This window comes from Caballeronia jiangsuensis (assembly GCF_046030135.1).
In the GTDB taxonomy this organism is placed as follows: domain Bacteria; phylum Pseudomonadota; class Gammaproteobacteria; order Burkholderiales; family Burkholderiaceae; genus Caballeronia; species Caballeronia jiangsuensis.
Genome location: NZ_JAQQDB010000005.1, coordinates 202,343 through 221,119, shown reverse-complemented (window position 1 = coordinate 221,119; position 18,777 = coordinate 202,343). Strand labels below are relative to the sequence as shown.

General features: G+C 60.3%; 17 protein-coding genes and 3 pseudogenes. 12 read left to right on the top strand and 8 right to left on the bottom strand.

Features of this window, described 5'->3' with window-relative positions:
- Nucleotides 1-104: 104 nt before the first annotated feature.
- Together PQR08_RS07625 and PQR08_RS07620 are read left to right on the top strand one after the other, a co-directional pair.
- Nucleotides 105-531 (top strand): annotated as a pseudogene (locus PQR08_RS07625) (FAD-binding protein); the annotation flags it as partial.
- Nucleotides 528-1,267: pseudogene (locus PQR08_RS07620) on the top strand (SDR family oxidoreductase). The pseudogenes PQR08_RS07625 and PQR08_RS07620, both read left to right, overlap by 4 nt.
- A 1-nt stretch (nt 1,268) precedes the next feature.
- On the opposite strand, the gene PQR08_RS07615 reads toward PQR08_RS07620, so the two are convergent.
- From PQR08_RS07615 to PQR08_RS07600, 4 genes and pseudogenes are all read right to left on the bottom strand, one after another.
- Complete coding sequence (locus PQR08_RS07615; protein WP_408161244.1) at nt 1,269-1,670, bottom strand: GtrA family protein; 402 nt, start codon at nt 1,668-1,670, stop codon at nt 1,269-1,271.
- Nucleotides 1,671-2,837: 1,167 nt separating this feature from the next.
- Nucleotides 2,838-3,098: pseudogene (locus tag PQR08_RS07610) on the bottom strand (IS256 family transposase); the annotation flags it as partial.
- A gap of 724 nt (nt 3,099-3,822) precedes the next feature.
- Entirely contained in the window at nt 3,823-5,214 is a 1,392-nt protein-coding gene (locus PQR08_RS07605) for an FAD-binding oxidoreductase (protein ID WP_250483967.1), read from the bottom strand.
- The gene (locus PQR08_RS07600; RefSeq protein ID WP_250483968.1) at nt 5,211-6,200 is read right to left on the bottom strand and encodes an isopenicillin N synthase family dioxygenase; all 990 of its coding nucleotides are present in this window, start codon (nt 6,198-6,200) and stop codon (nt 5,211-5,213) included. Before PQR08_RS07600 ends, PQR08_RS07605 begins: the two co-directional genes overlap by 4 nt.
- A gap of 287 nt (nt 6,201-6,487) precedes the next feature.
- On the opposite strand from PQR08_RS07600, the gene PQR08_RS07595 reads away from it, so the two are divergent.
- The 10 genes from PQR08_RS07595 to PQR08_RS07550 all read left to right on the top strand — a co-directional run bounded on the left by PQR08_RS07595 (nt 6,488) and on the right by PQR08_RS07550 (nt 13,822).
- On the top strand, nt 6,488-7,315 hold the full coding sequence (locus PQR08_RS07595; protein WP_250483969.1) for a transporter substrate-binding domain-containing protein: 828 nt from the start codon (nt 6,488-6,490) through the stop codon (nt 7,313-7,315).
- A 34-nt stretch (nt 7,316-7,349) separates the two neighbouring features.
- On the top strand, nt 7,350-8,000 hold the full coding sequence (locus PQR08_RS07590; protein ID WP_250483970.1) for an amino acid ABC transporter permease: 651 nt from the start codon (nt 7,350-7,352) through the stop codon (nt 7,998-8,000).
- 10 nt (nt 8,001-8,010) lie between these two features.
- Nucleotides 8,011-8,673: an amino acid ABC transporter permease gene (locus PQR08_RS07585; protein WP_408161218.1), complete on the top strand. Its 663-nt coding sequence runs from the start codon at nt 8,011-8,013 to the stop codon at nt 8,671-8,673.
- A 45-nt stretch (nt 8,674-8,718) separates the two neighbouring features.
- Nucleotides 8,719-9,597, top strand: coding sequence for an amino acid ABC transporter ATP-binding protein (locus PQR08_RS07580; protein ID WP_284508977.1), 879 nt, complete (start codon nt 8,719-8,721; stop codon nt 9,595-9,597).
- Nucleotides 9,594-10,721, top strand: a complete 1,128-nt coding sequence (hisC, locus tag PQR08_RS07575; RefSeq protein ID WP_408161217.1) for a histidinol-phosphate transaminase — start codon at nt 9,594-9,596, stop codon at nt 10,719-10,721. The genes PQR08_RS07580 and hisC overlap by 4 nt, the downstream gene beginning before the upstream one ends.
- A gap of 12 nt (nt 10,722-10,733) precedes the next feature.
- Complete coding sequence (gene hutC, locus PQR08_RS07570; RefSeq protein WP_250483972.1) at nt 10,734-11,537, top strand: histidine utilization transcriptional repressor HutC; 804 nt, start codon at nt 10,734-10,736, stop codon at nt 11,535-11,537.
- A 735-nt stretch (nt 11,538-12,272) separates the two neighbouring features.
- Entirely contained in the window at nt 12,273-12,875 is a 603-nt protein-coding gene (locus PQR08_RS07565; protein WP_408161216.1) for a hypothetical protein, read from the top strand.
- Nucleotides 12,876-13,012: 137 nt separating this feature from the next.
- A complete protein-coding gene (gene tnpA / locus PQR08_RS07560; protein ID WP_408161243.1) occupies nt 13,013-13,429 on the top strand; it encodes an IS66-like element accessory protein TnpA in 417 nt (138 codons plus the stop codon).
- Complete coding sequence (locus PQR08_RS07555; protein ID WP_408161215.1) at nt 13,429-13,560, top strand: hypothetical protein; 132 nt, start codon at nt 13,429-13,431, stop codon at nt 13,558-13,560. The genes tnpA and PQR08_RS07555 overlap by 1 nt, the downstream gene beginning before the upstream one ends.
- Before the next feature lie 115 nt (nt 13,561-13,675).
- Nucleotides 13,676-13,822, top strand: a complete 147-nt coding sequence (locus tag PQR08_RS07550; RefSeq protein ID WP_408161214.1) for a helix-turn-helix domain-containing protein — start codon at nt 13,676-13,678, stop codon at nt 13,820-13,822.
- A gap of 355 nt (nt 13,823-14,177) precedes the next feature.
- Here PQR08_RS07550 and PQR08_RS07545 read toward each other — a convergent pair whose 3' ends face one another.
- The 4 genes from PQR08_RS07545 to PQR08_RS07530 all read right to left on the bottom strand — a co-directional run bounded on the left by PQR08_RS07545 (nt 14,178) and on the right by PQR08_RS07530 (nt 17,551).
- Nucleotides 14,178-14,354: a hypothetical protein gene (locus PQR08_RS07545; protein WP_408161213.1), complete on the bottom strand. Its 177-nt coding sequence runs from the start codon at nt 14,352-14,354 to the stop codon at nt 14,178-14,180.
- A 151-nt stretch (nt 14,355-14,505) separates the two neighbouring features.
- On the bottom strand, nt 14,506-15,138 hold the full coding sequence (locus PQR08_RS07540) for a hypothetical protein (protein WP_408161212.1): 633 nt from the start codon (nt 15,136-15,138) through the stop codon (nt 14,506-14,508).
- Nucleotides 15,139-15,751: 613 nt separating this feature from the next.
- Entirely contained in the window at nt 15,752-16,228 is a 477-nt protein-coding gene (locus tag PQR08_RS07535; protein ID WP_408161211.1) for a hypothetical protein, read from the bottom strand.
- Between the two features lie 582 nt (nt 16,229-16,810).
- Nucleotides 16,811-17,551: a nuclease-related domain-containing protein gene (locus tag PQR08_RS07530; protein WP_408161210.1), complete on the bottom strand. Its 741-nt coding sequence runs from the start codon at nt 17,549-17,551 to the stop codon at nt 16,811-16,813.
- Nucleotides 17,552-18,777: the final 1,226 nt, after the last annotated feature.

Sequence of the window (18,777 nt, the reverse complement as noted above, 5' to 3'; positions counted from 1 at the left end):
TACCAGGCCTCACGCGGCGCAGCTTTCCGGGTGGCCGGAGCAGCAAGATCCCAGTTCAAGCAAATTGAAACTTCGCATTTTAACTCATTGACTTCAGCTTCCACCGATCGAGAAGCTACGACCTGGGCTTTCCCCCTCGCGTCTACTGGACGTCGGGTTTTCAGCAGCATCGATGCCTCGTGCCGATCACAAGCACGCGCGAAGCTCGATCGCATTTCGTCGAGCGGCACGGGTTCGTTTCTCGCGGTGCTCAAGCGTTGCGGGGACATTCCATCGCCGGGACTGCTGTCGTTTCCGATGGAAGGCACCTCGCTCGCGCTCGACTTTCCGCAACACGAGATGCGCAACTCATCACTCTTCGGCGCGCTCGACACGATCGTGCGCGAAGCCGGCGGACGCATCTATCCGGCCAAGGACGCGCACATGTCGGGCGCCGATTTTCGCGCCGCCTATCCTCGATGGCAGCAACTCGAATCGCTTCGCGATCCCGCGATGCTGTCGCATTTCTGGAAACGAATGACCGGCCTATGAAGAACATCGTCATCGTGGGCGCCACATCCGCCATTGCCATCGCCTCGCGCGCGAATGGGCGACCAAAGGCGCGCGCTTCTTTCTCGTCGCGCGCAATCAGGAGCGCATGGAGCAGGTCGCCGCCGATCTGAGCGCGCGCGGCGCTGCTGCGGCGGCTGTGCATCGGCTCGATATCGACAAGCTCGACGATCACGCCGCGATGCTCGCCGACTGTGCCGCACAGATGGATTCGATCGATATCGTGCTGGTCGCGTCGGGTACGCTGCCGGATCAGGCGGTCTGCCAGAACGATCCTGCCGTCGCGGTGCGCGAGTTTCATACCAATGCGCTCTCGCTGATCGCGCTGCTCACGCCGATCGCCAATCGGCTCGAGGCGCAGCGGCATGGCACGCTCGCGGTGATTTCGTCGGTGGCGGGCGATCGCGGGCGGCCGTCGAATTATCTTTATGGCAGCGCGAAGGCCGCGTTGCAGGCGTTTCTCGAAGGCTTGCGCGCGCGGCTTTTCAAAGTGGGCGTGCATGTGGTCGATATCAAGCCCGGCTTCGTCGCCACGCCGATGACCGCGGGTCTGCCGCTGCCGGGGCCGCTCGTCGCGACGCCGGAGAAGGTCGCGAAGGATATCGTGCGCGGGATCGAGAGGAAGAAGGACGTGCTTTATACGCCGTGGTTCTGGTGGGGCATCATGCTGATCATTCGCAATGTGCCTCGTTTTGTGTTTAAGCGGGCTTCGCTTTAGGTCAGGCGAAGGTGCGGAAGACGTAGCGCTTGTCGAGGCGGTACTTGATCACGTAGCCGATCGCCAGGCCGATGCACGCACCGATGTAGCGCGCCTCCGCCGTTCCGAAGATGTGGTTGAAGCCGAATTCCACGCCCCAGAAGATCGCCGTCGTGACGAGGCCCATCGTCACGTAAAGCGTGAACATGGTCGCGTCGTGACGCGCGTTCTCCGCCTTGAAGCGGAAGATCCATTTCTTGTCGAGCACGTATTTCACGACGAGACCGACGCCGGTGCCGATGAATACCGAGAGCAGGATGTGCCACGGGCCCGTGTAGAGGCGCGTGGCGAGGTCCTGCGCGCCGATGTTGGCGGCAGTGGCGATGGCGGCGAAGAACGTGTAGAGAAGGGCGGTTGCATTTATCTAGAACCGGGATAGCTATTTGACACTCGAGTGCCTCTTCGGCATGTCGGAATTCGAACGCGTTCACTTCTCGCACAATGGCCCGAACCGAAGTGAAAGGAACTCAATGTCGGAACCGGAGCAATATACATTGTTGCCGAGTCCACGTCCTTCGCGACGGCCAATACACTACCGTCACGACACCGGGTCATTGGAGTTGCGGCCATCGTTCCCGCACACGCAGCAGCGGAGAGGGCGGAAGTCGAGCGCATGGATGACACCATTTGAGCAGATGAATAACATATATCGAAGCCGCCGTTTGACGTCGTAAAAGCGTACGACTTCCTTGAGATGCCTCGCGAAGCCGATTAATCGAACCGATCAGCAAAGGTCCACGAAATAAATCAATCTAACTACCTCGTGTATGCGTACGCATGTAAGCTAAAGCCACGAGGCCAATCAGAATATTCTGTACTCTTCTCGTCTCCCGCGATAAGGCTAATGCGGGTCGCCCATGCCATCGCGTTTTCGACAGACGTTCTGCGTCGACGCTCACAACTCGCCGCCCCATTTATCTACTCTGCCAAATTTGCAAATGACTGATGCGGCAACTGTTAGATATTGATAAAGCTACAATTCGTTGACTTGGAAGCTGTTGAATAAATTGGCCCACTCACATTTGGCTACTCATTTATCGCTGTAATGCACAACCCAAGACTCGGGGAATAAACTGTTCGGGAAATTGAGTGTCCCTGGACTACTGGCTCATTTGCCGTGCAAACACCGATGGAAACAACGATGGATTGAGAACATGCTCGGGCGGACACTTAGGCCAAGCGGTACACCCTTGTCTCACGGCCGAGGCATTTCGCACACGTACATACTAGATTAATGGCAATGCTTAGGGATGTTGATCGCTAGCTTTCCTGCCTAATGCATATTTGCAGAGCGTCGCACTCGCAAGACGGCGATCTCCACTTTAATCGCCGGGGTTAATCTAATAGACGGGGCTAAAAAATGTAGATAAAGTTTCGAGCTTTTTCCGCTTTATAACTCCAGCAGCTCGAATATATCTAAAAGGCATTGCGAGTTTCGACTCGAATGGCAAACAATCCACGACGCATTGATAAGTTAAGGCGCAAGGGCGTCAGGGTCGTTTGCCATGATTTCCCAGCAATTCGAGCGGCCAATCGCTTCCTTCCCGTTTCCGTTGCGATGATTGCCAGCCACGCCTTGATCTACTTCGCTCTCCGATTGGTGAGACAGTTCCGCCGCGAGCATGCGCTCGCCAGTTGCTTCTTCAATTGCCCGGCCAAACCCGATTCGCCGAGAATCGACTCCGCATCCCTTGCTTTGCAACTGCGCTAGCAGTTGGTCGATCAACTCATCGGGGAAAAGCTTCGGCGCTTTCTGGATCTTGCGCTTCTTGGTCACGGTTGCTTCGGTCATAGGGCATTATTCCCGTTATCGTCTCATGACCTCGGCACACTAAAAATCTGAAAGGCTCGGAGCCCTGGCGACCCCGTGCTTCTCGACAAAACCCAGCCGTACGTCGCTCCGTTTTAAGGCAATTGACTTCCACTCTTGGAATTACCTGTTGATCGTTTTACCCCTTAGCCCGTGTTTTCCGTTCCTGTAGCCAGGTTTCGAACACGGCTGTTCAGCGCTTCCTGCTGTGCCTTGCACACAGCATCCGCCACGAGTGTATCCGCGGAGCGGTCCGGACGACGAGTCTCTAACGGCTTCTTCGGCATGCATCATGCGGTACCACGCTTGTCGGAATTTTGTTCCCGCGGCAATCATCCGATAGTAGCCCTACCGTAATACGCCAGTTTTCTTTAAGTCAAACTCGTCTTCGCGCCCGGGCTTCAAGTGCGGCCTGCGGGTATTGTCCAACTCGGGGCTCCTACGCGATGCTTTGCGGCTGCTCACAGAACGACGTTGCCGTGCTCGCTTTTCGACATCAAGGCCAAAGAGTGTTCAGGCGAGGTCGACGATCCCACGTTCGCGTAGTCCATTTCGTCTAACGTTTTTTACGTGCTAATGGATACTGCTCAACAGCTTGGGTGGGATCGCAAAATTGCCGCACGATGGATTCGAGCCCGCCCGGTCGCGGACGTCGAAGAGAAAGTGCTGCAGGTGTAGCGCGAGTTCTGGTCGAAACGCTGACACGCTAGATCAGCTTGCCGGGGTTCAAGATGCCGTTCGGGTCGAGCGCGCGTTTGATCGCGGTCATGGCCGCGATCTCCTCGGGCGAACGCGAGAGCGGCAGGAACTCGCGCTTGAGCAACCCGATGCCATGCTCCGCCGAAACCGATCCGCGATATGGCACGACCATGTCGTAGACGAACGCGTAGAGCTCATGATGCGGCACGCCCGGCACCGAATGACCGTCCACGGTCACGTGCAGGTTCGAATCACCGATATGGCCGAAGTAGTACGAGCGGTTCGACGGCCAGCGCGCATCCAGCGCGGCGCGGCATTCGTCGACGAATTGGCCGATTGAGCCGACCGGCAAGCTGACGTCAAAATTGATCGGATCGAGCCGTGCCGGAAATTCCGCGGTGCACTCGCGAACTTGCCACAGCGCGCGCGCATCCGCCACCGATTGCGCGACGATCGCATCGCGCACCGCGCCGGCGTCGAAGGCGTCGGCGAGCGCGGCAGCGAAGCGCTCGCCGTCGTGGTCGGCATCGAAGCCCGCATGTTCGATCAGCGCGTAAAGCGAATGCGCCGCGACAAACGGCGAGCGCGCCGAGGATGTGAGCGAAACGCCGAAGTCGAAGAAGTCCGGCCACATGATTTCGAAAGCGCCGATATCGTTACCGAAGCGTGCCGAGAGCGCACGCAATAGCGCGACGACCTGATCGTAGCCATCGAGCGCGACGAGTGCCGTGTGACGCCTCGCGCGCGGCGGATGCAGCCGCAACACTGCGCGCGTGATAACGCCGAGCGTGCCCTCCGAGCCGACGAAAAGCTGTTTCAGGTCATAGCCCGTGTTGTTCTTCATCATCTTGTTCATCGAACTGAGCACGGCGCCGTTGGCGAGCACGGCTTCGAGGCCGAGCACCTGTTCGCGCGCGGTGCCCGACTGGATGACACGATTGCCGCCCGCGTTTGTCGCGAGGTTGCCGCCGATCTGGCACGAGCCGCGCGCGCCGAGGTCAAGTCCGAGTTCGAAGCCCGCCGCCGCCGCGGCTTCCTGCGCGCTCTGCAAGGTGGTGCCGGCGAGCACGGTCATCGTCGCCGATGCCGCGTCGATTTCCTCGATTCCAACGAGCCGTTCGAGCGAAATCGCGATGTCAGCCGGGCGCGCGATTGCGCCGCCCGCGAGCCCCGTCATGCCGCCTTGGGGTACGACGCTCTGGCGCGCTTCGTTGCAGATCGCGAGCGCGCGCGACACCTCTTCGGTCGAGCGCGGCAGTATGAGCGCTGCGGGTCGCGCGGGTGCATGGCCGGTACAGTCGGTCATCGAGCGTTGCCCGATGGCTTCGCCCACGCGCACGCGGTCGTTGCCCAGGGCCTCGCGCAACGCGGCGATGGTGGCGTCGAGCGGCGCGCTCATGCGGCTGTGCCCTGCTGCTCAGCTGCGCGTTTCTTGCGATAGCCCATTGAATCGTTGATGCGCCCGAGGATGTAATCGCCTGCCGCCACCGGCGCATCACGCACCTCGCTCGCCGGTGTGCCAAGCTCGGCCGGATCGACGATGGCGCCGTAGGTCGGATCGTAGAAAGTCGCGATCGAGTAGCGCTGCTGGCCCGACGCATTGATCACGCGATGCAACGTCGAGCGGAATCGGTCGTTGGTCCAGCGCGCGAGCAAATCGCCGACATTGACGACGAAGCTGCCCGGAATTGGCGGCGCGTCGATCCAGGTGTCGTTCGCGATTTCACGCACTTGCAGACCGCCCACCTGGTCCTGCCAAAGCAGCGTGATGCACCCGTAGTCCGTATGAGGCGCGACGCCGAATTGATCCTCGTCGGATTGGGGCGGCTGCGGTGGGTAATAGACCATTTGCGTGCGCTGCATGCGCTTCGTGTAGCGCGAGGCGAAAAAATGCTCGTCGATGTCGAGACTTGACGCCACGGCGCGCAGCAGATGACTGCCGCACTCGCCGATCGCCTCGTAATACCCATAGAGCGCCGGCCGCAGCTCGGGCATGAAGTCAGGCCAGTTGTTCGGGCCGCGCAGCGCCTGGCCCGCACGCACGTCGGGATCGTCCTCGGGCAGCTCGAGGCCGATGCTGTAGAACTCCTTATAGTCAGGGCGCTTGGCCTGATACATGGTCGCGTCACCGAGCGAATTGAAGCCGCGATGCCGATGATTCACCGCCGCGCGCCGCTTCATTTCGACGGGAAACGCAAAGAACTTGCGCGCGGCGGCTTCGGCTGCGGCGATCACATCCTGCGGCACACCATGATTAACGATGTAGAAGAAGCCAAGGGTCGTGCAGGCTTCGCGAATTTCGTGGCCCACGCGCACGAGAGCGGCAGCGTCGCCTTCGCGCACGCCGCTGAAATCAATGAGGGGAATTCGGGTGACTGACGGCATCGGCTGGCTCCTGGAGCGGCGTGGCGACGGGGATGTTCGGCTCGCCGTCCCGCGAAAAAACTCGCGCACGGCATCACGCATCTCCGGTTGTATATACCGCCAATTCCAACGCCGCAAGTTGCAACGCAGCGAACCAGACCGCCACTTGTCGGCATGCTCATGCACCTAGGAAGCTGCAAAGAATTTCTTTTTGGCCATCGAAATTTCGCGGTATATACTGCCCCGCATACCGCGCTGACCAATGTCTGCCGCACGCGCGACGACCGCTTTGCTACCTGGAGACTCTAATGAATATCCTTGCAGGCTGGAGAAGTCGAGTGCTGATATTGACCCTGTGCGCCGCGAGCGTGTGCGCGCATGCCGAAGATCAGCTCGCGAAGGTGAAGAAGGCGGGCGAACTCGTGGTCGGCACGGAGATGCAGTTCGCGCCGTTCGACTTTCTCGAAAACGGCCAGCAAGCAGGTTTCAACAAGGATCTTTTCGCGGAGATCGGCAAGGAGATCGGCGTGAAGGTGCGCTTCATCGACTTGCCCTGGCCGAGCGTGCTGCCTGGTCTTGAAGCGGGCAAGTTCGACATGGTCGGCGGCCCGATCACGGTGACGAAAGCGCGTATGGAACGCTATGCGTACACGCTGCCCGTCGCCGATGCCACCGACGCCTTCCTCAAGCGTGCCAACGATTCGAACCTCAAGCAATCGTCCGATGTCGCGGGCAAGACCGTCGGCGCGGGTAAGGGTTCGGCGCAGCTCGATCAGTTGAAGGTCTACTCGGCCACGCTGCCGAAGCCGCCGGAAATCCGCGAATACGTTGATAACAACCAGGCCTACGCGGACCTCGCGGCGGGCCGGATCGTCGCGGTGGCAAATTCGATGACCAACATCGCGTACGTCGCAAAGCAGCGACCGGAGACGTTCGCGGTCGTCCAGCCGCCGTTCGGCGCGAAGGTGTACTTCGCGTATTGCCTGCGCAAGGACGCGGACAGCAAGCCGCTGGCCGACGCGTTCAACAACGCGCTCCTTAAGCTCGACAAGGACGGACGCCTCGCCACGCTGCAGAAGAAGTGGTTCGGCGTCGCGATGCAGGTCCCGCCGACGCTGCCGACGCCGAACTACTGAGTCAGCGCATCACGCGTCCGAACACGGAGGCCCCATGTTCAGCATGACTGTTTTCGTGCAAGGCATCCCGCTGCTGCTGCAGGCGGCGGTCGCGACCATCGGCATTTCGCTTGCCGGGCTCGTGATCGGATTTTTCGTGGCGATCGGCGTGTGCTCGGCGCGGCTCTCGCCGAGCCGGGCCTGGCGCGCGGCGGGCGGCGCGTACGTATTCTTCTTTCGCGGCGTGCCGATGCTTGTGCAGTTGCTGCTCGTCTACTACCTGCTGCCGTTCGTCGGCATCAACGTGCCGCCGCTCGTCGCCGCAATCAGTACGGTGTCGCTGTGTTCGGCGTCGTATATCGCAGAGATCTTACGCGGAGGCTTTATGAGCATTCCGCCGGGCCAGATTGAAGCCGCGCGCATGCTCGGCCTGCCGCCGCTTGACACGCTGCGCCGCATCCTCGTGCCGCAGGCGTTCCGGCTGACGCTGCCGTCGCTCGTGAACGAGATGGTGCTGCTCATCAAGGCGTCGTCGCTGATCTCGGTGGTCGGCATCGCCGAAGTCACGCGCACCGCGCAGAACATCGCGGCCAGCACGTACCGGCCGCTGGAGGCGTATGTCGCGGCGGGGCTCATCTATTTCGTGATCTGCGGCGCGCTGTCGCTCCTCGCGCACGCCGCCGAAGTGCGGCTGCAACACGCCTAAGGACGACGCCATGCAGCAGTTCGACCCCGCCGTCATCACGCACAACTTTGCCGCCATCGGCGCGGGACTTGCGACGACGCTCGGCACGTGGATCGCCGGTGTCGTGCTCGGCCTCGCAATCAGCTTCGCCATCGCGCTGCTGCAACTCTTTTGCGGACGCTGGGTGCGTGCCGTGCTGCGCGCCTACATCGAACTCTTTCGCGGCACGCCGTTTCTCGTGCAGCTCTTTTTGCTGTACTACGGCGGCCCGTCGTTCGGGCTGACGCTCGAACCGCTGACTGCGGGCATCCTCGGGCTCGGACTCTACGGCAGCGCGTACTTCGCCGAAGCGTTCCGCTCGGGCTTTCGCGCGGTGCCGCCGGGACATCTCGAAGCGGCGTCGTGTCTTGGCATGTCGCGCTGGCAAATCGTCTTGCGCATCCAGATTCCTCAGATGTTCGTACTGATCGTGCCCGCCATCGTCAACTTGATCATCGTGCTTAGTAAGGAAACCGCGGTGCTGTCGATCGTGACCGTTCCCGAACTCACGTTCGTCTTGACCGGCATCGGCTCGGCGACGTTCGCCTTCGTCGAGACGCTGCTTGCGCTATGCGTGTGCTATCTGTTGCTCGTCGAACTCGCATCGCGCGCGGGACTCTGGGCGGAGGCACGGCTCACGCGCTTTCTCGTCTGACATGCGGACCATGTGGATTGTTATGCCTCGTCACCAGGTGAACCGATGAATGCCATGATCGACCTTCCCGCTTCCGCTTCCGCGTCCGCGTCCTCCGTCATCGAGCCGCCCGCGCCGTCCTCGCCGCTGATCGAAGTGCGCAATCTCGGCAAGCGCTTTGGCGACGTCGAAGTCCTGCGCGGCGTCGATCTCGACATTGAACGCTCGGAGGTGGTCTGCATCATAGGGCCGTCTGGCTCGGGCAAGAGCACGCTCTTGCGTTGTCTCGCCGCGCTCGAAACGTATGACACGGGGGAAGTGCGCATCGAAGGCGAACTGCTCGGCTACGGCGAGAAGAACGGCCGGCGCGTGCGCGCGTCACAGGGCGAGATTAATCGCGTGCGGCGCAACATCGGCATGGTGTTCCAGCAGTTCAACCTGTGGCCGCATATGACCGCGCTCGAAAACGTGATGGAGGCGCTCTTGCGCGTGCAGCGCCTGCCGCGCGCGCACGCACAGCGGCGCGCCAATGCGATGCTCGAGACAGTGGGCCTTGCGAACAAGGGTGACGCCTATCCGGCGAAGCTCTCGGGCGGGCAGCAGCAGCGCGTGGCGATCGCGCGCGCGCTCGCGATGGAACCGCACATCATGCTCTTTGACGAACCGACCTCCGCGCTCGATCCTGAACTCGTTGGCGAAGTGCTGCAGGTGATGAAGCAGCTCGCGCGCGACGGCATGACGATGGCCGTCGTCACGCACGAGATGGGTTTCGCCGCGCAAGTTGCGGACAAGGTGATGTTCATCGATCAGGGACGCATCGCCGTGCAAGGCAAGCCCCGCGAAGTCTTTCACGACGCCCGAGATCCGCGTCTGCGCCAGTTCCTACAAAACTATTTCGACCGCAACGCGTTCTGGTCGCGCGGCGGCGAAGGAGAAACGGCATGAGCGCGACCGATGCGTTCATCGCGGCGCTGCGTCCCGATGTGCGCGATCTGCCTGCCTACAATGCCGGCGCATCAGCAGAGCGCGTGCGCGAACAGTTCGGCGTGTCGCGCGTCGTCAAGCTCGCGAGCAACGAGAATCCCTGCGGCGCGAGCCCGCTCGTGCGAGAGGCGTTGCAGCGTGCGGTCGAGGAAAGCGTCGCGCGCTATCCGGACTCGTCGAGCAGTGCATTGCGCAACGCGATCGGCGCGACGCTCGACGTCGAGCCCGCGCGCATACTGTTCGGCAATGGATCAGAAGATCTGCTGGCGGTGGCGGCGCAGACGTTTCTCTCGCCCGGCGATGAAGTCGTCACTGTCACGCCCTCGTTTGGCTTGCATGTGATCTATCCGCAACTCGCGGGCGCGCGCGTGCGCGCCGTGCCGATGCGCAAGCTGCGCTTCGATGTCGATGCGCTTTGCGAAGCGCTCACGCCGCGCACGCGCATGCTGCTCGTGAGCAATCCGTCGAACCCTGTGGGCGCGGCGCTTTCGGGCGACGAATTCGCGCGACTGCTCTCGGCGGTCGCGCCGGGCACGCTGATCGTCTGGGACGAGGCGTATTTCGAGTACGCGCGCGTCGATCCGTCCTACGCGGCAAGTTTGCCGGCCCTTGAGCACTCGCATTCGCCGTGGCTCGTGCTGCGCACGTTCTCGAAGGCCTACGGGCTGGCGGGTTTGCGCATCGGTTACGCCGTCGCGTCAGATGCGCGTCTCGCCGATCTCATGAACCGCGTGCGCACGCCGTTCAACATCAACCGTCTGGCGCAGTGCGCAGCGCTCGCGGCATGGTCGGACACGGCGTATGTCGCCGACGTCGTGCAGCACACGATCCGCGAGCGCGAACGCATGCGCGACGCGCTCACGGCGATGGGCTACGCCTGCGCGCCGTCGCTCGCCAACTTCCTGTTCTTCGACGCGCGCGAAGACGCGGACGCGCTTGCCCAACGCCTGATGCGCGCGGGCGTGATCGTGAAACCGTGGCGCGAGCCGGACTTCACGCGATGCGTGCGTGTCTCGACAGGCAGCCGCGACGACAACGATTTCTTCATCGAAACGCTCGGGCGCGTGCGCTCGGCGCGGCACTGAGGAGGCGGCGCGATGTCGGGGACCCCGCATGCGAAGCCGGCCGAGCGGGCGCACCAGACCCTCGAAACCGCCGATATCGGTGCTGAGACGGACGCGCCGCTCGCCCGCTACGCGCAGGTGAAGACTTACATCCGCGGCAAGATCGAGGCGGGCACGTGGCGGCCGGGCGATCGCGTCCCTTCGGAACTAAGCCTTGTCGACTCGCTCGGCGTGTCGCGCATGACCATCAACCGCGCGCTGCGCGAACTGACGGCCGAGGGCTGGATCACACGGCTGTCGGGCGTCGGCACGTTCGTCGCCGAGGCCAAGCCGCAGTCCACACTGCTGATGATCGCCCACATCGGCGACGAAATCCGTGCGCGCGGCCACGAGTACACTTCCGAGACGATTCTCGTGCAGCGCGAGAGCGCGCCCGCCGCCGTGGCGAACGCACTGAGCCTGCCGCCGAGTTCGTCGGTGTTTCACCTGATCTGCGTGCATCGTGAGAACGGCGTGCCGGTGCGTCTTGAAGACCGCTATGTGAATCCTGCCGTCGCGCCTGAGTTTCTCGAGCAGGACTTCACGATCCTGCGCCCCTCCGAATACCTCGCGGCGACGGTGCCGGCCCATGAGATCGAACACGTCGTCGATGCATGCCTGCCCACGCGTTCCGAAGCCGAATTGCTTGAAATGGCACCCGACGAGCCGTGTCTCACGCTCGTGCGCCGCACATGGTCGGGCGATGCCGCCGTCACGTTCGTACGCTTCGTCCATCCCGGTTCGCGTTATCGGCTGGGATGCCGCTTCAAGCCCGACGACTCGCGTTACCAGAGCTAATTAGCTGCGACCCCATAACGCTTGCCGGTTCCTCGCGTCATGGGGCACCGCGCTTCTCAGCCAGCACTGCGCTGAGAATGACCCGTTTCCCAAGTTCTCTTTCGCCTTGTGTCGCTGCTAGGTAGCGCCCTCCCGCGAATCGCAGCTAGTACATGTTGTCGCGACGCAATTTTTGCGTGCAGTTGCTGTGAGCACGAACACGCGCGTTTTAGGCACCACGTCGCCGCTTGCCGCTTAAATAGCTTCGGAGAACGGTTGCTCACACAAGCCAGGCAGGGTTTGTGAACACGTGGCACTGGCTCATCGACGGATGCGCGTGATAACCGGCAGGGTTGTGGTGCTGATAGCTAAACGCGGTTGCTTCCTTCGACCTCTTTCTTTTTAACGTCCTGCTTCGGGTACGAGGCGAACATTGGACGGTCAGTCGGCAAGAAGGGACGAAACTCGAAAGCTACCCCTTTTTCGAGAGCTTTCGCTTGCTCGCATGTGCCTGCACCTCGATACAGTGGGATCTGACCTGTCGAGCCTGGAGCGCCTATCAGCCACGGCAAGCCGAAGAGCCTTGTGCTCGCAGGCGCGAAGCCCGCCCTTGGAGTGCAACATCGGCCTTCAGGGTCCCGACCCACAAATCCATGCTATGGCAAATCTCTGCCCCTTCGATTCGGGCGTTGTCTTTGCTGCGGCGGGCAAGGCAACTTTGATGCAAGAGAAGAACCCCAACGATGGAATGACCACATGACGACTTCATTGGAAATAAAGATAACTATCAACGAGTTTGTCACGCCAGACTTGTTTCGCGCCGTGTCTGCCGTCTCGAATCCAAGGCAACGAGCGGCGCTACTTAAGCGCCTCGCCGAGGACGCGCTGCGCAACAGCGGTCCGATCAGTCAGATAGCGCCGACTGCGACCTCCGGTGCGGCAGGCACCAATGTCGCCCCGCGGGTGATTCAATCCGGAGCTGAGACAAGTTCATCGTCGATTAACCCTTCGTGCCTCTTCTCCGAGACAGGCGTTTCCGACGAAGACCAAAGGCAGTTCGAATGCACGTCCGACGTGGCAGGAGCCCGCTCACAGCGTGATACCGTCGCGTCTTTGGTAGCAATCGTCCCTGACTTCAAGGCAAGCGCGATAAGTTCGACAAAAGAACCGACGATGCCTGGGCAACCTGTCGAATTTGAGACGCCCTATGCGGGCACTATCGCTCAATCGAGCGACAGGCGTGGCTTTCTCACCCAGGCGTTGGTAACGGCGGCGTTCGCTTTTGAGAGAAGCGCATACTGGCTCCGTTGCGCCGTCATCGGCCGAGAAACAAGGGCGAAGAAGATAAGTGGTAAATGATGGAGCAGCCTTGCACTGCCCGCTGCTCCTTACTGCGACCGATCCGACTCATGCATGATTCCGTTCTTCGTTAGCGTCCGCATCTGGCGAACCCAACTGAGTAGGGTCTTGATTCCCTCCCTTTCAAAGTCACGCATATCGATGAAGGCGGCCGGCGCTGCTTTGATCCAGAGGGCAAGCGCCGGTTGGTCGAGGCATGCCAAAGACCGGTAACGTCGGTGTCCGGGCTGGCCCTCAAGGCTGGCGTGAACGCCAACCAGTTGCGAAAATGGGTTCAGCGCGAGCGCCGACTAGAGTGCCACTGCGCGCAGAGGCCTCTTGACGTCCGGGTGCCGGCGTTCGTGCCGGTCGTAGAGTTCGCACCTTCCGTGGCAGCGAGGTCCGAAGCCTTGCCAGCCTCCACGCGACGTGAAGCAATGCGGCCCTCGCACCGCCCGCCGTTGCCCTCACGCCTGGTGGCGCAGTTGCCCAACGGAGTGAGTCTTGAACTCGAATGTGGCCAACCAGATACGGCGCTGCTCACGGGGATGATCGACGCGTTGAGGAGTCGCTGATGCCGCGCTTCGCCGATGACCTGAGGGTCTGTCTCTACCGCGAGCCCATCGACTTCGGTTGTGGCATTAATACCCTTGCCGCCCCGGTCGTGGGCTCGATGCAGATGGACCCGCTCGCCCACGCCGTGTAAGGGTACGGGCGAACTTGCGCCGAAGGCGCAGCACGAGGAGGCGAAGCGTCAGGTGGTCGAAGCGGCCGGTCATAGCTGACCCTCGCTTGCAAACGCGTATCTATCGACGCATAGGGTGCCGCAAAAAGCGCCCGACATCACCCTCGATCAGGTGCGTGATGCCATCGCTAAGTTCAACGGCAACAAAAAAGCTGCCGCAAACTTCCTTCGGTTCTCGAGGCAAAGCGTATATCGAATCCTCGAGCGGAGCCGTGAAATGTGACAATTTGCAGAAAGTCCCCACTTGTCACACGTTAAAATTTTGGGATTCTCGTTTAGCCTCAAAGAGCTAGAGGAGCGGGGCCCGCGCAAAGCGCCATATCAGTGATATGGCCCGTGGGTTCAGTCCCGCGCTTTGGGTCAATTCAAGAGCCAATGCAGCGACCGGCTTGTTAGCGTGATAGGTGAGAATGGCGGCCAAGGCAAGCGCCACAGTGATCTGCGGTGCGAGCTTTGCGCGCAGGCGGTAAGCGGCGCGAAGGTAGTCGATGGCGACATGCGTTTCCTGTGGTTGTGGTTGCTGCTGGCGCCAACTGGCCAGCACCTAACCCGTATGGACGCATGAGCCCGAAGTCGAGTTACCAGCGATTGCGGTCCGGCAGATCGTCAACCGCGAGGTTCACGCTGTTCTCGAAACTGCCCTCGTCACCGCCGGTCGCAGCGATGCGCGGAAACTGGATCGTGGCGATTCCGTCGATGTAGACGCGTTTAGGAAGTTGCTGGAGCTTCCGGTATCTCGCTGCATTGTTGAGCACGGTGTCGACAGGCCAGAATCGCTCAAGGTGATCTTGCTGTCGACTATCTTCGCAGCCAGCATGGCGGAAACTGGGCCGCGCTTCTCCCAGACGCCTTCCGCCCGTGCCAAGAGGTTGATAAGGAACGGCGCATCGCGACCGGCACGCGGCCCTAGCGAAGGCGGGCGCGATCTGGAACGCTCGGGCGCGGCGCCCCCCTGCCAAGCACATTCGTACCACGGACGCAAGGCGTGGGTGCCGGGCGCTTAAGCTTTAGAACATACAAGGACCGGTCCTTGCGTGGGATGGTCTGGATCGCGGACACATGGCCCACGAGCGCGACAGGAAAGGAAACCGATGTTTGGCCGATCCAGCGATAGGCTGCAAGAAATCGCTCTTTCTCATAATAGAAGTCGTTCCAAGATTCCGGCATCCCATTGAATACCAACTTAAGACGGTCCATCACCACGCTGTCCCCTCCACATATGGCGCGAAGCGAAATAACTCTCTTTGCAGTGTTCAGGTATGCAGATAGAAAACTTCGCGGATCATGTGAAAAATGCTGGACGGTTTCATGCGTTGAGTCGATCGCTTGCCCGAGCGTTGCGCGCGCGCGGAGAGCAGTCAAATCGTGCATATCATTGAAGGCAAGGAGACGGAAGGAATAGCGTTCCCGCTCTAGCGCCTGCAAGAGGCCGAGCGACCGACGTGCAATCACTTGAACGTCATCGCAGACATCGAAGACGTACGCTTTTTCGTGTGTGCCTTTCGGAAGCAGGCGGAAGTACCCTTTCACCCGGTGCACCTTACCTCCGTGCTCGCGCGCGTGTGTGGCGGCACGTAAGAGACAGCAGCGCCGCAATGCTTACATTTCAACGCTTTCGTTTCAGCAAGAGAGGCGATTTCGTCCGCGACGATTTCTCGCCCCTCGATTGTTACTGCGGAAGCCATTTTTCGGCCATTACTTTTCTCCTGCGCGCTCGGGTGGCGCCGTTTAATATGAGTGGAATTTGATACTTGATTGCCGCGGCTGTTCGTTTGTTAAGCTAACTAAATAGCTGACTGTCCGGCGAGGGGGCGCTGACTTGCGTACTGAAATATTTCAGATATTCCGTTCTTCAGTTCACCGATTAATGTGATTGGAAACCCATCCTAAAAGCGACTCGTGCTGTACCAACTGACTTGGGTGACTCGGAACGCGCGGTTAGTTTGCCTGGTCGTAACGCACCTTCGAACGTGGGTCCGGGCCGTGCAGTGTCCCAGGGATGGTATCGCGTCGCACGATTGAGGCAAGCCGCGCCTTACTGCGCGGCTTGCACTTAACGAAAAATCGCAGGCGCGCTTACAGCACGCCTGGTTATCACTCCGCCTATTCCGGTAAGTCGCGAACCCGACAACCTTAATGGTGAACTACCCCGTTAGCGATCCGGCCTATGCACGTCCGAAAAGCAAATGTGCCCAACCACAAACAGCGTCAGCGATGTGAAGCAAAGCAAGACTGTTTCAATGATTGCGCGCAAGTCCCAGGTCTTCGTCGCATAGACCAAATACCCTGCACCGACAAGCGCCCAGGCGCTCAGCAAGTGTGCGAATTGACCATTAAGCCGCCGCTGAGACTCAGTCGCCGCCTCAAAGAGTCGCAGCCTGGACAACCAGCGCTCGCCGTAACTACGTCTCGCGCCTACGACATAGTCACCGTTCTGCTTGCGTTCAACTCGGTAGCTGACCCCATCTACCTTAACGCTCATACTGATCTGTCGCTCCGACTTCTCTAGGATGTCGAGCAACGCACTCAGACGCGGCGAGAGGGTGAGACGAGATGACTTCTGCACCACGACATGATCGGTCAGATCCAGACCGCCTGCATAACGGACTTCCAATATAGCGACTTTCATAAAACCTCCTTGGGTTGAAAAGTGTTTGCCTCCAGCGCTATGCCGAAAGCGGACGACAACGGTTAGAAACAACGATGGCGGCGGTATGCGCGTCGCGATCAGCTAAGCCCATCGGCCCGCAAGCGCAGAGACGATGGAAATAAAGTGGAGGTGGAGCGGCACGGGAATCGTCGCCGTCGATAAACGTCCGGTCCGGCTAATCGGCATCAAGAACGCGACCGACAATGGTGGCGACACGTCGGACGCGCTCGCGAGGGCAAGCGTGTTCTTAATTCCGCCGGAATAGAGAGATGAAGATCTGGTGACGGGCGAGCAGAAGCCGCTCGCCTGACATGTCGATGCGTTAAACGCGGTGGATGGATTCAATATAGGCCGACAGCCGTTCTCCGTGAGGCCGAAAGCTTCGAAAAAACGCAGTCTTTCCGGTTTTGCTTGGACCCGCGCCGAGTTCTATCCGGAACGGGGGTATGGATCGCTCTTGTGTCGGCGCGTTGCCCGTGTTGAATCGACGTGCGCCTGCCCTACCCTTGGCCTTGTTTCGCTATCTCGCTTTCGTTGTATGTCCGCTCCGATTTCGTCGCGTTACCGGCTTGTTCTGAAACGACGGGTTAGCACCGCCCGGGGATCGATAGCGTGACTGGTTTCGCCGGCATGACCGCATGTTCGACCTATCTGGCTATCAAGTCGCGCAGCGTCCAGATAACGTGCATGCGTTGCGCGAAAATTGACCAATCTCGTGCGCAAAAAGTAGTGTAAATCCGACAATGCTAGAACGCCGTCCGGTGCCGTCGGATGAATGCGACAGTCCGCCTCCGCGAATATGGCGACGCTCTCGACCGGACAATCGTGCTGAGAGAGCACTGACCGTAGATGGCGCACCGCCGGCTTTGCGCGCCGTAAAGGCGACGTGTTCACCGTGACGCCGCCCAAATCATCGATCACGCGCAGTTCATCTTCGTTGGTCCCGGGCCTGACCTCGCCCCGCCAATCGTAGTAGTTGACGACAAAAACACCGAAAGGCGTAACAGCAAGGCAATCGACCAATGTCGTCGCGTTTGCAGTGCCCGGCGCATGTTCGAGAGTTACGTCTTCACGAAAGCGCACTTGGCTCTCACACACGCGGGCGAATATGGGCGCGATTCGGCGGCGCAACCAGCGGCAGACCCGCCGACGGCGCGCGCGCAAGACCGAATCTTGCTCTTGCAGATGACTGAGGTAATCGGCGCCGCTTTGCATTCGATCGTTCAACGGATGGAATGCGGGTTCTCGTTTTTGAGCTGGATCTCTCATTTCGTTTTCTCGCGGTTGGTTCATTGCGGTCATCAATCAGTCTCCGCCGGGCGCTGCAGGTTGACTGATAGCGGCGCGTGAGTCCGATTGCTACGTGATAGATTCGGTTGAGCGGGTTCCAATGAATGAACGGTCACGCACATTCCTGGCGACATGATGCTTCTGCAATCAGGCGATTTCGCAAGGCGCCGAGACGCTTCATCTGCGCGGGGACGAGGCGCGTTTCTTTCTCTAGAAGCTCGAGCCGCCTGAGCCAGTAGAACCGGTCAAAGTAAAGCGGCATGGGCGGTGCATTCGCGCCTTGGAGGTGGCGTATCACACTCTCGAGGTGCGTCAATTCGGCGTCCGCGCACCTTGAGGGCCGCTTCAGTTCCGACGCTCCAGACTTTGCGATGGGTTGCCGCTTTATCGCACGCATGATTTGGCTCCGCGAGCGCGCGGGCGTCGCGCGCGCATCGGGTCGTGCGTGCGCGCTCGAGACCACATAAGGCGCGAAGTACGCTGCTTAGGAGCGACGCTTCGCGCTCGTTGTGCGGGTGGCGGATGACACAGACGCTTCGTTGTCGGCATAGCGACGGAGAACTGGTTTGAACAAAACCAGCATGCCTGCGACAACAGGAAGTCAAGGCGCGGCCGTGACCTGCAGGAAAACGCAGAAAGAAAGGGGTGCACCTCGACATGCGGGTGAAGTCATTACGTCTGCACGCTCGTTCAGCTAGCGACAACGACACGGAAGAATGCGTGAGCCGCCTCGACAACTCGTTTGGAGATTCCTGTAGCTCGTCAAGCGACAGAAAACCGCGCGGTCGCCTTGAGCCCTCGACACATCGCACAACTAATGTTCCTGACGGGTTCGAACGCTTAGATGCGCTCGCGTGCTCTCTTACGGCTCACAGATCAGTGGCTCGACGCTAGCCTCACAGTCTCCGCCGATGCCGTAATTGCGTTTCAGACGCACGGAATCCGAACGGCGAAATCAGCCGCTCCCCCTATCATGGACCAAGGACCGGGGCCGTGGACGGCGCGGCACGACGCTGGTTCTTGAAGAGAGGCATAACCCTGACACTTCCCAACTTTGGTCGAGGGGGAAGAGAGGCTCTCCAGCGGGCAAAAAGGCACCTAGAAAATATCATGATATTTTCTGACAACACCGCTCAGTCGACGCAAATTATTGATTTAAGAAGGAAAGAATTTCTGAACAAGGGTGTAACAAAATCCCAGAATTCGAAATATTGTTACACTGGTTCGTCGAGTTGGCA